This is a genomic window from Kitasatospora sp. NPDC048194 (genome assembly GCF_043202455.1).
Classification (GTDB): Bacteria; Actinomycetota; Actinomycetes; order Streptomycetales; family Streptomycetaceae; genus Kitasatospora.
Genome location: NZ_JBIDAK010000041.1, coordinates 18,985 through 32,138 on the forward strand (window position 1 = coordinate 18,985; position 13,154 = coordinate 32,138).

At 73.4% G+C, this 13,154-nt stretch carries 21 protein-coding genes; 11 read left to right on the top strand and 10 right to left on the bottom strand.

Annotation, left to right across the window (positions count from 1 at the left end; genetic code table 11):
• Positions 1-25 precede the first annotated feature (25 nt).
• The 10 genes from ACGF07_RS31875 to ACGF07_RS31920 all read left to right on the top strand — a co-directional run bounded on the left by ACGF07_RS31875 (position 26) and on the right by ACGF07_RS31920 (position 5,667).
• Positions 26-340 (top strand): hypothetical protein, encoded by a 315-nt coding sequence (locus ACGF07_RS31875; protein WP_392904453.1) that lies wholly within the window; start codon positions 26-28, stop codon positions 338-340.
• A gap of 112 nt (positions 341-452) precedes the next feature.
• The gene (locus ACGF07_RS31880; RefSeq protein ID WP_392904455.1) at positions 453-872 is read left to right on the top strand and encodes a hypothetical protein; all 420 of its coding nucleotides are present in this window, start codon (positions 453-455) and stop codon (positions 870-872) included.
• Positions 869-1,219, top strand: a complete 351-nt coding sequence (locus ACGF07_RS31885; protein WP_392904457.1) for a hypothetical protein — start codon at positions 869-871, stop codon at positions 1,217-1,219. Before ACGF07_RS31880 ends, ACGF07_RS31885 begins: the two co-directional genes overlap by 4 nt.
• Entirely contained in the window at positions 1,216-1,839 is a 624-nt protein-coding gene (locus ACGF07_RS31890; protein ID WP_392904459.1) for a hypothetical protein, read from the top strand. The genes ACGF07_RS31885 and ACGF07_RS31890 overlap by 4 nt, the downstream gene beginning before the upstream one ends.
• Positions 1,836-2,504: a Crp/Fnr family transcriptional regulator gene (locus tag ACGF07_RS31895; RefSeq protein ID WP_392904462.1), complete on the top strand. Its 669-nt coding sequence runs from the start codon at positions 1,836-1,838 to the stop codon at positions 2,502-2,504. Before ACGF07_RS31890 ends, ACGF07_RS31895 begins: the two co-directional genes overlap by 4 nt.
• A complete protein-coding gene (locus tag ACGF07_RS31900; protein ID WP_392904464.1) occupies positions 2,485-2,922 on the top strand; it encodes a type II toxin-antitoxin system RelE/ParE family toxin in 438 nt (145 codons plus the stop codon). The genes ACGF07_RS31895 and ACGF07_RS31900 overlap by 20 nt, the downstream gene beginning before the upstream one ends.
• Positions 2,919-3,239, top strand: coding sequence for a helix-turn-helix domain-containing protein (locus ACGF07_RS31905; RefSeq protein WP_392904466.1), 321 nt, complete (start codon positions 2,919-2,921; stop codon positions 3,237-3,239). Before ACGF07_RS31900 ends, ACGF07_RS31905 begins: the two co-directional genes overlap by 4 nt.
• A gap of 278 nt (positions 3,240-3,517) precedes the next feature.
• A complete protein-coding gene (locus ACGF07_RS31910) occupies positions 3,518-4,381 on the top strand; it encodes a ParA family protein (RefSeq protein WP_392904468.1) in 864 nt (287 codons plus the stop codon).
• On the top strand, positions 4,378-4,707 hold the full coding sequence (locus ACGF07_RS31915) for a hypothetical protein (RefSeq protein ID WP_392904471.1): 330 nt from the start codon (positions 4,378-4,380) through the stop codon (positions 4,705-4,707). The genes ACGF07_RS31910 and ACGF07_RS31915 overlap by 4 nt, the downstream gene beginning before the upstream one ends.
• A 171-nt stretch (positions 4,708-4,878) precedes the next feature.
• Entirely contained in the window at positions 4,879-5,667 is a 789-nt protein-coding gene (locus ACGF07_RS31920) for a hypothetical protein (RefSeq protein WP_392904473.1), read from the top strand.
• A 29-nt stretch (positions 5,668-5,696) separates the two neighbouring features.
• On the opposite strand, the gene ACGF07_RS31925 is transcribed toward ACGF07_RS31920, so the two are convergent.
• Together ACGF07_RS31925 and ACGF07_RS31930 are read right to left on the bottom strand one after the other, a co-directional pair.
• Positions 5,697-5,930, bottom strand: a complete 234-nt coding sequence (locus ACGF07_RS31925) for a hypothetical protein (RefSeq protein WP_392904475.1) — start codon at positions 5,928-5,930, stop codon at positions 5,697-5,699.
• Between the two features lie 358 nt (positions 5,931-6,288).
• On the bottom strand, positions 6,289-6,846 hold the full coding sequence (locus ACGF07_RS31930) for a hypothetical protein (RefSeq protein WP_392904477.1): 558 nt from the start codon (positions 6,844-6,846) through the stop codon (positions 6,289-6,291).
• 150 nt (positions 6,847-6,996) lie between these two features.
• On the opposite strand from ACGF07_RS31930, the gene ACGF07_RS31935 reads away from it, so the two are divergent.
• A complete protein-coding gene (locus ACGF07_RS31935) occupies positions 6,997-7,350 on the top strand; it encodes a hypothetical protein (RefSeq protein WP_392904479.1) in 354 nt (117 codons plus the stop codon).
• 287 nt (positions 7,351-7,637) lie between these two features.
• On the opposite strand, the gene ACGF07_RS31940 is transcribed toward ACGF07_RS31935, so the two are convergent.
• The 8 genes from ACGF07_RS31940 to ACGF07_RS31975 form a co-directional block, all read right to left on the bottom strand.
• Positions 7,638-7,802 carry a pRL2-8 gene (locus tag ACGF07_RS31940; RefSeq protein WP_392904481.1) on the bottom strand — a complete coding sequence of 55 codons (165 nt, stop codon included), beginning with the start codon at positions 7,800-7,802 and terminating at the stop codon, positions 7,638-7,640.
• 35 nt (positions 7,803-7,837) lie between these two features.
• Positions 7,838-8,593, bottom strand: coding sequence for a hypothetical protein (locus ACGF07_RS31945; RefSeq protein WP_392904484.1), 756 nt, complete (start codon positions 8,591-8,593; stop codon positions 7,838-7,840).
• Positions 8,594-8,785: 192 nt separating this feature from the next.
• Positions 8,786-8,992 (bottom strand): hypothetical protein, encoded by a 207-nt coding sequence (locus ACGF07_RS31950; RefSeq protein ID WP_392904486.1) that lies wholly within the window; start codon positions 8,990-8,992, stop codon positions 8,786-8,788.
• Positions 8,993-9,006: 14 nt separating this feature from the next.
• Positions 9,007-9,519 (bottom strand): hypothetical protein, encoded by a 513-nt coding sequence (locus ACGF07_RS31955; protein WP_392904489.1) that lies wholly within the window; start codon positions 9,517-9,519, stop codon positions 9,007-9,009.
• Between the two features lie 235 nt (positions 9,520-9,754).
• Positions 9,755-10,438 (bottom strand): hypothetical protein, encoded by a 684-nt coding sequence (locus tag ACGF07_RS31960; RefSeq protein WP_392904492.1) that lies wholly within the window; start codon positions 10,436-10,438, stop codon positions 9,755-9,757.
• Between the two features lie 20 nt (positions 10,439-10,458).
• The gene (locus tag ACGF07_RS31965; RefSeq protein ID WP_392904495.1) at positions 10,459-11,046 is read right to left on the bottom strand and encodes a hypothetical protein; all 588 of its coding nucleotides are present in this window, start codon (positions 11,044-11,046) and stop codon (positions 10,459-10,461) included.
• 222 nt (positions 11,047-11,268) lie between these two features.
• Positions 11,269-11,946 carry a hypothetical protein gene (locus tag ACGF07_RS31970; RefSeq protein WP_392904497.1) on the bottom strand — a complete coding sequence of 226 codons (678 nt, stop codon included), beginning with the start codon at positions 11,944-11,946 and terminating at the stop codon, positions 11,269-11,271.
• A gap of 20 nt (positions 11,947-11,966) precedes the next feature.
• Positions 11,967-12,920, bottom strand: a complete 954-nt coding sequence (locus tag ACGF07_RS31975) for an NlpC/P60 family protein (RefSeq protein WP_392904500.1) — start codon at positions 12,918-12,920, stop codon at positions 11,967-11,969.
• Positions 12,921-13,154: the final 234 nt, after the last annotated feature.

Genomic DNA, 13,154 nt, shown 5'->3' on the forward strand with positions numbered 1-13,154 from the left:
GTCGCCCCGCGTCGGCACCGGCGGGGTGATCGCCGCCGAGCTGCTGGCCGTCGACCCGGAGCGCGGGCTGTGGGGCGTGTCGGCCACCTTCGAGGACGGCGGGTGCTGGGAGTACGACGACGAGTTCGAGATCGGCGAGGCCCTGACCAGCAGGACCCAGGTGGTCCACGTCCACCGCAACGGCATCCCGCGTCCCGCGCCCGTCCGCGACCTGCGCGCCGAGGCCCTGCGCTGCGCGGGATCGATCAGCGAGCACATCGACCCCGGCCTGTACGAGGTGGCCGACCAGATCCGAGGCCTGACCCTGGCCGTGCTCGCCCTGACCGACCGCCGGGCCTGACCGCCTGGTGACCGAACTCCCCGCCGTCCCGGCCGCCCTGGCGGTACGGCGGGGTCCTCGGCCACCAGGCCGACCGCCCGGCCCGGGCGGCCCCGCACGAGGAAGAGGCACGATGCAGACCCCCGACCCTTACGGCTTCGGCGCCCCGGCCCCGGCCAGCGCCTACGCCGGAGCCCCCGACCTGCTGGACGAGGCGCCGCTGGTCCTGGCCATGGCCGGCGAGTTCCTGGCCGACCGGTTGGAGCCGGACGCCGAGCGCGAGTTCCGCCTGCGCCAGGCCGCCCTGTCCGACCGGTCCCACCTGGCCGCGGTCGAGCAGGACCAGGCCACCGAGCTGGTCGACCGCCTGGCCCGCGCGGCCGCGCAGGACGCCTACGACCTGATGCGCCACGACGCGCTGACCAGCGGCGAGGACCTGGCCGAGGCCGGCCCCTGGCGCGGCGAGCACGGCCCCACCTCCCCGCACTGGGAAGCCCCCGGCGGCCTCGCTGCCTACGTCCGCACCGAGTACGCAGCGTGGAGCCGGCCGTGAGCCTGGATGTCCATATCCACGTCGTGCGCTGCGACACCCCCCAGTGCCTGGCCGCGTTCTACGCGACCGTGACACCCGGCGCCCCCGAAGGCACTGCCCAGCAACAGGCGGAGCGGATCGGCTGGCGGATCACCAAGCACAAGCCGTTCGACGTGTGGGACGACCCGTTCGCCCCGCCGGAGCCGGAGGACCTGTGTCCGGCCTGCCAGGCCGGACGCGGCCCGGTCACCGCCACCGGCACCTGCTGCTACTGCGGCGGCCGGACCACCGTCCGCACCGGCACCTGCCGCTGGTGCGACCGCCCGCAGCCCGAACCCGCCCGAGACCGCCAGGAGACGCCCCAGTGACCACGCCCACCCCGGCCGAGGCGTACGAGCACGCGCCCGACCAGATCACCGAAACCCAGGCCCTGCTCAACATCGCCGCAGACCTGACCGGCACCGGCAGCCGGCTGGAGCGCCACCGCCCGTGGCTGCTGCGCCAGGCCGCGCTGTCCGACCGCAGCGCGCTGCAGGCCGGCCCGCGCGACGCCGTGTCCAGCGAGACGGCCGACTTCCTGGCCGAGCAGGCGCTGCAGAACGCGGAGAAGACCGCCACCGCCCTGCTGGAGCACGACCGCGCCCGCGGCGGCCACCTCGGCCCGCTCGGCCCCGAGGCGCCGGCCTGGACGGCCGACCCGCGCGGCTACGTCCACCAGGAATACCGGGCCTGGCGCGAGCGGCAGTTGCGCCAGGCCCAGGCCGACACAGACGGCCTGCAGCGGGAGATGCTCGAAGTCGGCATCCTCACCCAGGAGTACCTGGACGCCGCCCGCCGCGGGGCGCCGGCCCCGCTCGACCGGCGGCTCGACCTGGCCCGCCGGCGCGTGGCCATCCAGCGCCTGCGCGTCGACTTCGGCGCCCTCGGCAGCGTGGCCGACCAGCACGCGGAGGAGGCCGCGCTGCGCGAGCTGGAGGCGACCCGGTGACGGAGCACGCCACGATCCTGCAGGCCCTCGCCACCGAGAACGGCGTCGGCGCCGAAGTCAGATACCGGGCCGGCCAGGTCATCCTCCACCAGGGCGACCTCTCCGACCAGGTGGTGATGCTGCGCGCCGGAAGCGTCAAGGTCACGCTGCGGAACAGCACCGACGAGGCCGGGATCGTTCTCGCCCTGAGCAGCGCGCCGGATGTCCTCGGCGAGCAGGCCGCCCTGTGCGGCACGCCGCGCACCGCATCGGTGATCGCCCTGACCGGCGTGACGGCGCTCACCGTGGCCGGCGCCGACTTCCGGGCGCTGGTGGGGGAGCACCCCGCGGCCGCGGCCGCGGTGTTCGGGATCATCGGCCGGCGGCTGCGCGAATCCGACCAGGCGCGGCTGGAGTTGGCCACGCACACCGTCGCCCAGCGAGTCGCCGCGCAACTGGTCGCCCTGGCACCGCAGATCGGCGCTACCGACGCGGAGACGGGCGCCGTGCGGCTTCCGCTGACCCAGCAGGACCTGGCCGACTGGGCGGGCGCGTCCCGCGAGGCGATCGTGCGAACCCTCCGGTTGCTCCGGGGCCAGGGCGTCGTCACCACCGAGCGCCGGCAGATCGTGGTCCAGGACCTGGCCGCGCTGCAGGAGGTGAGCCGTGGCGACGCCCGCGCGTAGGCACCGCTGGCTGCTGGGCATCCGCGAGCAGCTGACCGCCGGCGCCGACCTGCTCGACATCGAGGTGGAAGAGGAGGTGCGGCTGTGGCTGGAGACCCTCGCGGACCAGGAGTTCGCCGCCGTGCTCCGCTTCGCCGAGCTGCTGGCCGTCCAGGGCCGCGAGCTCACCGAGCCGTACGCCAAGCGGCTGGAGTCCGGGGTGTTGGAGCTGCGGCCCGGCCCGTACCGGATCACCTACTGGTTCCCGCCGGACCGGCCGGCCGCGGTGCTGCTGACCGCGTTCCGCAAGCGGCGGGACAACGACCGGCCCGCGAAGGAGCGGGCCTACCGGGCGCGGAAGGCGTGCGAGGAGCATCACGGGGCGCCCGGGGAGCATGATGATGTGTGGAGCCGCAGCGTGAAGGAGGGCCGGCGATGAGCAGGGCCAGCGACGTGCACACCCGGTGGTCGATGGCGACCGGCGGGTGGGAGGAGCACCCGGCCTACGTCGCCGCCGGCTGGCGGATGGCGCTGGCCGGCGCCGTCTACGAGCAGCGCACCGCCCGCGGCTGGTCGCACGAGCAGCTCGCCGAGGCGGCCGGCCTGGCCACCGAGGTGGTCGAGGACATCGAGGACTCTGCCGTCGACCCCAGCATGGAGGTGCTGCAGGCCCTCGGCCGAGCCTTCGAGGCGGACGCCCAGCTCGCCCTGGCCGAGCCCGACCCCGGTCTGAGGTTCGTGCCGCGCGTGGCCTGACCCCCGTACCGAAGCCCGCCTCCCGGAGCAGCAGGGAGGCGGGCTTCTCCGTGCCCGCGCACGTGCGTGCCAGCGCGCTGACGTGCGGACACGCCAGTGCGCCCGCACGCCCGAGCGGATCATCCTCCCTGGTCACAGCCCCGGCGGACCGGCGGCGCCGGTGTGGACGCAGGCCTGCGTGTGGCATGGTGTCCACGGCGTACGGCCACGGAGAGGAAGGTGACGGGATGGTCCGCAGAACGGTCCGGGGGACCGGCCGCCGGCGACGCAAGGATGGCTTGCGCATCGCGGTGTGCAACAACAAGGGTGGCAGTGCCAAGACCGCGCTGGTGGTGAACACCGCGGCCGCGTTGGCCGAGGCCGGCGAGGACGTCGACGTATACGAGCTGGACCCCCAGGGCAACGCCAGCCGGCGCCTGGCCGCCCGGCCCACCACCTCGGACGTGTCGATCAGCGAGGCGATCAAGGCCGAAGAGCCGGGCTGTGTGATCGACGCGCTGCGGCCGTGCGGGTGGGGCGTGGAGACGGAGGAGCAGCCGGACGGCACGGTGCGGCGGGTGGAGAGCATCTACAGCCAGCGAATCCGCGTGGCCGGCGCCCGCTTTGATCTCGAAAATCGGATCACGGAGTTGGAGGCCGGCGCGCACCTGCGGTTGAAGACGGCCATCGGTGACGTGGACGCGGGCCGGATCTCCCTGTTCGACACCCCTCCGAATCTCGGCCACCTCACCCAGCTGGCCCTCGCGGCCGTCGACATGGTGATCCTCGCCGTCGAGACCGAGTACGACGGGGTGGAAGGCGCCATCCGCGTATCCGACTTCATCAAGCGCAAGGCCGAGGCCCTCGGTAACCCCGACCTGCACGTGGGACTGGTCGTCCCCACGCACTACCGGCCCGGGCTCAACAGCCACGAATTCCACCTCGGCACCATCCCCGACCAGTTCCCCGGCCTGGTCTGGTCGGCCAAGGGGCCGGACGGGGAGCCGATCAAGGCGATCCACGAGCGGGCCGTCATCAAGGACGCCTGCGACGTGGCGCTGCCGCTGCGGCTGTACGGAACCGGCCCCGGCAAGGAGATGGCCGCGGTCTTCGACCTGCTGGCCGCCCGCATCATCAAGTTCAGGAAGGAACTCGCCGCGTGAGCCAGCGTCACCAGAAGACCCCTGCCGGGCGGACGCCCCTCACGGCGAACCCCGAGGAGCTCAACGTCGGCGACAGCGGCCCGGGCGGCAAGCCGGCCCGCAAGGCCGCGGCCAAGCCGGGGGCCACCAAGGCCGCGCCTGTGGCGGCCGAGCTTGACTGGGAAACCCTGTCGACGTACGCGCCCAAGGACCTGCAGACCAAGCTCGGCGTCGTGTGCGAGTTGTTGGGGATCGAGAAGCGCGAGGGGATCAGGCAGGCGCTGGAGCTGTTCCTGGCCAAGCATCCGCCGGAGAAGCTGCTGCAGCAGAAGCTCGGCGGCCGCTAGACCAGCACGGCGAAGGCCTTCACCACCGTGGTGGTGAAGGCCTTCGCCGTTGCTCCCGCCAGCGCGCTGGACCGCTGACCCGCTGACCCGCGGACAGGCCAGCGCGCCACGTTCGGACCGGATGTCAGCGAAATGCTGACGCCAGTTCCATGTCAGTGGAATGCTGACACCATGGATGAGACGAACACCTTCGACCGGCTCGAAGCAGCGCGCGCCCTGCTGGCCGGCCGGTACAGCCACGAGTCCTACGTCCCCGCGCTCCGGCTGCTGCAGGACGCCATGGCCGAGCTCGGGCGCGCCTCCCGCCCCGGCGATGAGCCGGTGCCGGACGAGGTTCTGCTGGCCGCCCTCACCGTGCTGGTCGAGGCCCGCGAGAAGCTGGACAGTTTCGAGGTGGGCCTGGTCCGGGACGTTCGCGCGCGGGGGGTGAGCTGGGACCGGGTTGCCCGGGCCCAGAACCTGCGGACCCGGCAGAGCGCGGAGACGCGGGCCAAGCGCCTGCTGCAGAGCTCCCGCACCGGCCGCGGGGACGTAGCCGCCCGCCGGGCCGAGGAGCTGCGCGAGCGGACCGAGAAGCAGTGGGCCGTCGACCATGCTGGCCGGGTGCGTGAGGTGGCCGCCCAGCTGCTCGACTCCGCCGAGGCCTGGCCCGCGGCCGGCAAGCCCGGCGAGGCCATCGACCATACCTATTACTTCGGCATCCTGGCCCGCCGGTGTGCCGCGGAGATCCCCGATCCGGCCGCGATCTGCGAGACGCTCGCCTCGGTCCGCTACAAGCTGGCCATTGCCAGCGACCCGGCCGACCTGCCGGTGCCCACCGGTCCGCGGGCGGCCGAGGCGGAGGAGGCCCGGCGAGCGGTGGTGGAGCTGATGACCCAGCGGCGCCGCGCCGTCGATACCGTCATCGAGGAGCGCGCCCGCGCCCGCACGGCCAAGCAGGCGGCGTCAGCGAAGCGCTGACGCCGGACTCGTCCCCACCCAGCGCGGTGTCAGCAGTCCGCTGACACCGCGTTCTGGCGTTCTGGCGGGCCAACGCGCCAGCGTGCTGGCTCGCCGAGCCCGCCGCTAGCGCACGATCCGGCGCCGATGTTCCCGGCCGCCCGGGTGGGTGGCGGTGGGCCGCCGCCGTCGACCACGTCACCGGGGTGCGCCACGAGGAGCTGATCGAGCAGCTGCACCGCCCGGGCGGTCACCAGGGTGGTGGTGAAGATGACCGCGGTCACGTTGTCGACGGCGCCGCCACCGGGGGAGCGGTCACCACACCCGGGTGACCTCGGGGGTGGGCCCGCCGCCGTGGTGGTAGCGCAGCACCGCCTCGGCCAGGTTCGCCCAGGCCCGGCGCAGCCGGATCTCGGCCGCCCGGCCGGCCTCCCGGGCCCGCTCGCACGGCCCGGCCCCGCCGGCTGCTCACGGTCCCGGGGCGCGGGTGGGCGCCAGGTCGAGCTCGGCGACCGCGCCGGCCCGGGCGGGGAAGGACACCGGATCTCCTCTGCTGGCGGGCTCACCAGGATTGCATCCCAGGTCAGGCCCGGGAAATCCGGCCTCGGGGATCAATGGAACCGTGGTTATCGGTGAGAACGATCATGGTCCGGTCGGCGCGAGGGAGCTGACGCGGCTCTCGTACTCGCGGCGGGCCTTGCGCTGGGCCGGAACCACCGGGAGGCCGTGGCCGCCGTCGAGCGGCTGGCAGCGGGCGAGGAGCTGGCGGTGCACCGCGGGGACTGCGCTGACGCGCAGGGTGTAACCCTGCCCGCGCCGTACGGCCACGCCCTGGTCGAGCACCGCGTGTTCGGCGGGCTCCAGCTCGGCGGTGCGGAGGAAGTCAGCGACCTTGCCCGGCATGTCGAGGGTGACCGGCAGCTCGGGGGCCGGGCCGTCCGCCTCGGCGGCGGTGTGCTCGGGCAGGAGGTCGGCGACGGCGGTGCGGATGGCACCGCGGCTGACGCCGTGGTCGCGGGCGAGGGCGGCGATGGAGCTGCCCTCCAGGTACGCGGTGCGGACGTCGCCGATCGTCCCGGCCGGGACGGCGGGGCGCCGGCCGCCCTTGCTGCCCTTCGCCTCAGCGGCCCGCAGCCCGTCGTACGTCAGCTCGCGCTGGAGGTCGCGCTGGAGTTCGCCAGCGGCGGCGAGGGTCTGCACCCCGCCCGTGGCCCCCGCGCGGCGTCAGCGTTTCGCTGACGCCGCGTTTTGGCGTGCTGGCGTACCCGCACGCCAGCACGCTGGCCCGCTCCGGCCGGGCGTTGCCCCAGGCAGGTGGCGGTAGCCGGGCGGGCGTGGCACGGTCGAGGTATGGACCGCGATCGGCTGGACGAGCTGACGCCGGCGGCGCGGGCGACCGGCGCCCGGTACGCCCACGTGCTCGACCTGGTGCAGCGCTGCGCTAACGCGGTCACCGGCGGGAGCTGGGCCTACCTCGCGGAAGTCGCCGGCGAGCTGTCGGCCGCGGCCGACGAGCTGTCCGCCCAGGCGAGCGCGCTCACCCGCGAGGCCCAGGCGTCCGGGCCCCGGGACGTGCTGGCCGCCACCGTCGACCACGTCACGGGCGTGCGGCACGAGGAGCTGATCGAGCAGCTGCACCGCCCGCGCGGCCACCAGGGTCATGGCGAAGATGACCGCGGCCACGTTGGCGTCGACGCCAGATGAGCGGTCACCACACCCGGGTGACCTCGGGCGAGGGGCCGCCGCCGTGGTGGAAGCGCAGCACCGCCTCGGCCAGGTGAGCCCGGGCCTGGCGCAGCCGGATCTCGTCCGCCCGGCCGGCCTCGCGGGCCCGATCGGGGCGGTTCCTTCCTGGGGTTGGGGCGGGGCGGCCGGCTATTGGGCCGGGGCGCCCCGCTCGCTTGGCTCGGCCACCGGAGCAGTGGCGCGCCAACCTGCTGGCGTGCTGGCGTTCCAGCGCGCTGGCCCGCTGGCGGTGAGGCCCGGGCCGGCTACGTGACGATCATGTCCCTGTGGCCGTTGACCATGTGGTCCACGCAGTCCGGGCAGTCCTCGCGCGGCCCGAGGTGCGCGTGCACCTCGCGGCTGGCATAGGCGTGGTACCAGCACTGCCGGCACTGGCCCTTCGGCGGGTTGTTGGCCTTGTCGTTCGCCATCGCCTGCCTCTCCTCGGTGTCGGGTCGCGTGGGTCTCAGATCCAGGTGAAGGCGCGGCGCACGTCGCCCGCCGCGCCGCTCAGGTTGTCGACGGTCAGGCGCACGTCCAGGTCGTACGGGTCGCCGCCCTGGGCGTCGTGCCGGGCCCAGACGGAATCGGCGGCGGCCTCGAAGACCTTCGCGAAGGCCTCGTGCAGGCCGGCGGCCTTGATGGCCTCCACCACGTCGTCGTGGTCGGCGGCGCGCTTGCTGATCGCGTCGGCGAGCAGCTGCAGCGCGGCGGTGGCGGCCGGGGCGAGCAGCTGCAGGTCCTCGCGCAGCTGGCCGTCCGCCTCGGCGCCGGTGATCGGGGCCGGCAGGTTGTCGCGGGCCGGCTCGACGGCGGCCGCGGTGATGCGCTCGCCGGTGGCGGTGCGCTCGACCACCGGGCGGTGCACGTCGCGGTGCTCGACCACCACCTCGTAGCCCTCGGCGTCCAACAGCTGGGCCAGGATCACGGCGTAGACGTAGGCCCGGTGGCGCCCGCCTCCGCATCCGGCGGCCACCACCATGTCGGCGTCGACCGGGCCCGAGGCGAACGCCCGGACGGCGGCGGTGCCGGCGTCGATCGCCTCGGCGAACCCCGGGGTGGTCAGGACGGCGTCCACGACCCGCGGGTCCTCGCCGGTGAGCTGGGTCAGCTCGCGGTCGAAGTGGGGGTCACGGAAGTGGGTCCGCAGGTCGACGGTGACGTGGGCCTCGGCGGGGCGCTCGCCGTGCAGGTGGCCGAAGCTGATGATCCGAACGCGCATGGTGCGGTCCTTTCTGGGGTGGGGCGGCCGGCTGTGAGAGGTCTGGGCCGCCGTTCGGCGCGCCAGCGCGCTGGCATGTCAGCGCGCTGGCGTCTTGCTGATGTAGGCGATGGTCCCTACGCGCTCACCTGATGGTGACCCACCGGCTGGCCGGTGGCTGCCCAGTACTGGGCAGCCACCGGGTGAACGTCGTCACGGCGGCGGTGTGCGGCGCCGGCTGCGGCGGGTGCGCTCGTTCCACTGGGCGAGGGCCTCGTCCACGATCAAGGACAGTGAACGGCCTTCGGCCAGCTCCTCCGCGGTTTCGACGGCGGAGGCGGAGAGTGTCAGGTTTCGCCGGACGGTGCCGCCGGCGCGTCTGATCCGCAGTTCGGCGTCGACTTTCTTCTGGGTTGCCATCGTGCTGCTTCCGGTCAGCGGGCAGTGGCGTGGGCCGCGGTCTTGCCCGCCAGACGCTCCCGCTCGTTGCGCTGCTCGCGGGCCTTGAACACGTCGCTGTAGGCGCGCACCCCGCCCGGCCAGTCGGTGCCCGGCGTCTGCCTGATGGCCTCGTTGAGCGTCTCGAAGGTGTGATCACTGAGCGTCAGGCCATCCTCGGTGTACCGGTGGGACCGGTGGCAGAGCTCCACCTGGTCGCCGATCTCGGTCACGGCGGCCTCGGCCAGCACCCACCGGTGGTGCGCGGCGAGCCACTGGTCCGTGCTGGTGGTGGCCAGGGCCTCCCACAGCTGAGCGGCGGTGGCCCGGGCTGCGTCGAAGGCGGCGGACAGCTTGTCGCCCTCGGCGGTGATCGGGGCGAGCTTGTTGTAGTAACGGGCGGCGAGCCAGGCGCGCCGGTCCTCGCCCTCGCCGGCATATTCCGGCTTCGGCTCGTCGCCAGTGAAACCCCGGATGGCGAGGCGGGTGACGGTGATGGTGTCGGACATCTCCATGCCTCCTTTAGGGCCGAGGTAGTCACCACGGCCGCAGGAATTCAGGTCAGCCGAGAGACGCCGGGGCCCGGTCTTCGACCGGATTCCCGGCGCCTCCCGACGCCCCAACTATGCGCATAGTTGGGGCGGTAGCGCAAGGGTGACGGCGCGTCAGCCTGCCTGCGCGTCGACGCGCCAGCACGCCGAGCGACCGTCCTCAACTCCGCCGCACGGCCGGTGACCTGCGGACTCAGCTCGCCATGGCGGCCGTCTTGAGCTTGGTCAGCGGGGAGCGCGCGCCCTTGCCGAGGGAGCGCACGGCCGACCAGTCCACTTCCGGATGCGCCGCGAACAGCTGGTCGACATCGACGGTGCGGAACGCGGGGACGTAGACGGCGCCGGCCTTCGACGTACCGAACCGCACCTCGAAGTGCTCGACGGGGGCGAGCCATCCGAGGCGGACCACGTGGTCGAAGTCGGCGCGGCGGATGCCGAGGTGCTCGGCGGCCTGCTCGGGGCCGAGCGGGGTTTCCTCGGCGACCAGCCGGGCCAGGTCCTCGCGTCGGCACACCTCGGCGAGCTGCTCTGGGTGCAGCAGCGAGCCGTCCGGGTTGCCGGACAGGTCGACCAGCAGACCGCGGCCGATCAGCCGGCGCACCACGAACGCGGTCACGTTGGCGCGCTGCCTCGGCTCGTTGGGCCGGCCGATCGCCTGGGCGATCCGGTCGGCGGCCTGGCTGCCGCTGAGCGTGTAGGGCGTGGCCGAGGCGATGCCAGCGCGGTCCATCGCCTCGACGGCAGCGCGGGACCACCGGCCGGGGCCGGCGTCGGGCTTGGGTGCGAGGCCGGCGTGCACGGCCCACCGGAAGCTCGTGATCGGCACGCGCAGGCGGCCGGCGGCCTGGTCCTCGCGGTACTCGGTGAGTCGGGTCATGGTCGTCTCTCCCTTGCTGGTCAGAGGGTGTTGGGGCCGTCGTGGACCACCCGGCCGTTGCGCACCAGGGTGAGCCGGTGCGGGCCGGCCTCCATCCACGGCGTGAACAGCGGGTCGTCCGGGTCGGGGCCGGCAAAGGCGCCGGCCGACCTGGGCGCGTCCGGGGTGAGCGCGAGCAGTCGCAGCGCCAGGCCGCCCCACTCGTCGCGCTCGACCAGGTACGTCTCGCCGAACTCCGGCATGGCGCCCGACCCTTCGAAGTGGACGTGCAGCACGTCGCCCACCTGCGGCGGGGCCCACGGCGCGGTGCGCAGGGCCCGCTCGCCGTGGACCAGGGCGCCGAGCTCGCCGCCGAGGTCGCGCCGGCGCTTGGCCTGGTCGGCCTTGGCGGTCGGCGAGACCTTCGGCTCGGGGTCGGCAGGCTGGACCAGGGCGGCCGGGTCGACCACCACGGACAGGTAGGCGCGCAGGCCGGACCCCTTGCGGCTGGGGGCGTAGGACGCCGGGGTGCTGCCGGGGGTGGCGGCGATCGACTCGGCGAGGGCGCGGACGGCGATCTCGCCGCCGATCAGCCGTACGTCGACCGGCTGGGGGTGGGTCTGGGTCATCAGGGGGTCCTCTCTCGGGTGGCCCGGGAACGGGTGGGACAGAACGTGACACATCACCCGAAACCACGTCAAGAGCCTTGATTTCAGGGTGAGTTGGACAGATACCCCCCTTCTGCGCTCGCGTACGCGAGGAAAAATTCACCCGCTCGGGGGCCGTTTCGGGGCATGCGAAAGCCCCCCGGCCGGCGGCGGCTCGGGGGGCTGGCGAACGGGTTGCGGCGGCTACCCGCCGAGGGCGGCCTGCACCTCGCGGGTGGCCTTGGCCTTGGCGCCGGCCACGGCGGTGAGCATGGGCAGGATGTCCCGGCCGACCGCGGCGCGCTCGACCGGATCGGTGATCGCCTTCCACTCGGCGAAGGTCCGTTGTGCGTTGGCCTTCGTCAGGTCGTGGCCGACGCCGGCGACGGTGGCCTGCAGGCCGGTGACGTGCAGGTACAGGCGGGCGGCCGCGGCGCGCTGGCCCTGCAGGTGAGCGATCAGCGCCCGCAGTTCGCGAACGCTGATCACGTTCGGATCGCTCGGGCCGAACACGTCGGTGAGCTCCTGGTCCAGGTGCATGGCCTCCGAGCTGGCCAGTAGCAGCGTGAGGTTGGTCTGCGGCTTGGTGAGCTTCTCCGCCAGCGCCGCGAACCGCCCGGCGTAGTCGGCCTGTTCGGACTGCACCGGCGCGGGGGCGGCCGCCGGGGCCTGGCCGACCGCGACGGGGCCGAGCACCGCGGTGGGCACCTCGCGGGCCGGGGCCGGCAGCGCGGCCGCCGGCACGGGCTCGGCCGTCCGCATCTCGGCGAGGAAGGCCGGCTCCTCGTAGGCCGGCGGCTCGTCCGGCTCGTCCTCGGCCAGGTCCGACCAGAACTCGGGGGTGACGGTCCCCCAAGGGAGGACCAGCTGGTCATCGTGCATCGTCGCCTGCCTCTCTCGGGTCACGAGCCGACGATCCGGACCACCGCGGTGACCCGGTTGATCGGCGACGTGCTGTTCTTCCAGTTGTCGTACGGCACGACCCTGGTCTGCGCACCGGTGTGCGGGGCCTCCACCACCATGCCGTTACCCACGTACATGCCCACGTGGCCGGGGCTGTCGTCGCTGCCGTCCGACCCGGGGCTGAACACCAGGTCGCCCGGGTGCGGATCGTTGATCGACACCCTGGTGCCCGCCTTGACCTGATCGAACGTCGTACGCGGGAGGTCGACGCCGGCGTGGGCGTAGGCCTGCTGCATCAGGCTGGAACAGTCGCACCGGCCGTCCGGGGCATCCCCGAGCGGGTTGGTGCAGTTGCCGCCCCACTGGTACCACCCGCCGCGCTGGGCCAGCGCCCACGCCACGGCGGTTTTGACCTGCTGCGGGGTGCCATCGGGGAGTTGGTAGTCGGGCGGCAGGTCCACCGGGGTGTCGTTGCCGGTCGACGCATCGGTGTACTTGCGCACCAGGGCCATGATGTTCTGCACGTAGTTGTACGTCTGCCCCTTGGCGAAGCTCGCCGGCGGCACGCCCTTGAACTCGTCCACCCTTCCCCACCCGGCGTTATAGCCGGCCAGCGCCAGCTCGATGGCCGACCCGCTGTAGTCGGGGTGCTCCTTCGCCGTCTTCAACAGCGAGCACATGAACCGCCCTTGCGCGGGGATCGCATCCTCGGGCTTCCACACGTCGCCGCCGTTGCCCCAGCTTGACCAGGTGTCCGGCGTGAACTGGGCGATGCCCTGGGCCTGGCCGCTGTTGGCGTGCGGGTCGAAGCCGCTCTCCTGCTGCAGCTGGGCGGCCAGCACGGCCGCACTCAGCCCCTGGTCGCAGGCCTTGGCCGCGTTCCTGATGAGATCGGCGTACTGCCCCGGGACGCCGTCCCCGCCGACCCGCAGCGAGTCGCTGCCGACCAGCACGGGCCCCTTGGTCTTGTGGTCATCGAATGTACTGACGAATAGGACTAGACCAACGCCGAGCAGCAGCGGACTGGCCGCTATGGCCGCGGCTGCGGCCGCAAGCCCCCGTTTCGCTTGCACTCCCGTCCCCCCTCCACCTCGCATACCGCCTGTTCCTCTACGCACAACGATCTGATTGACCGTCAGGAGTCAATCCGGTCGCAGGCGGAGCAACCTCATTCTCACACCCCATCC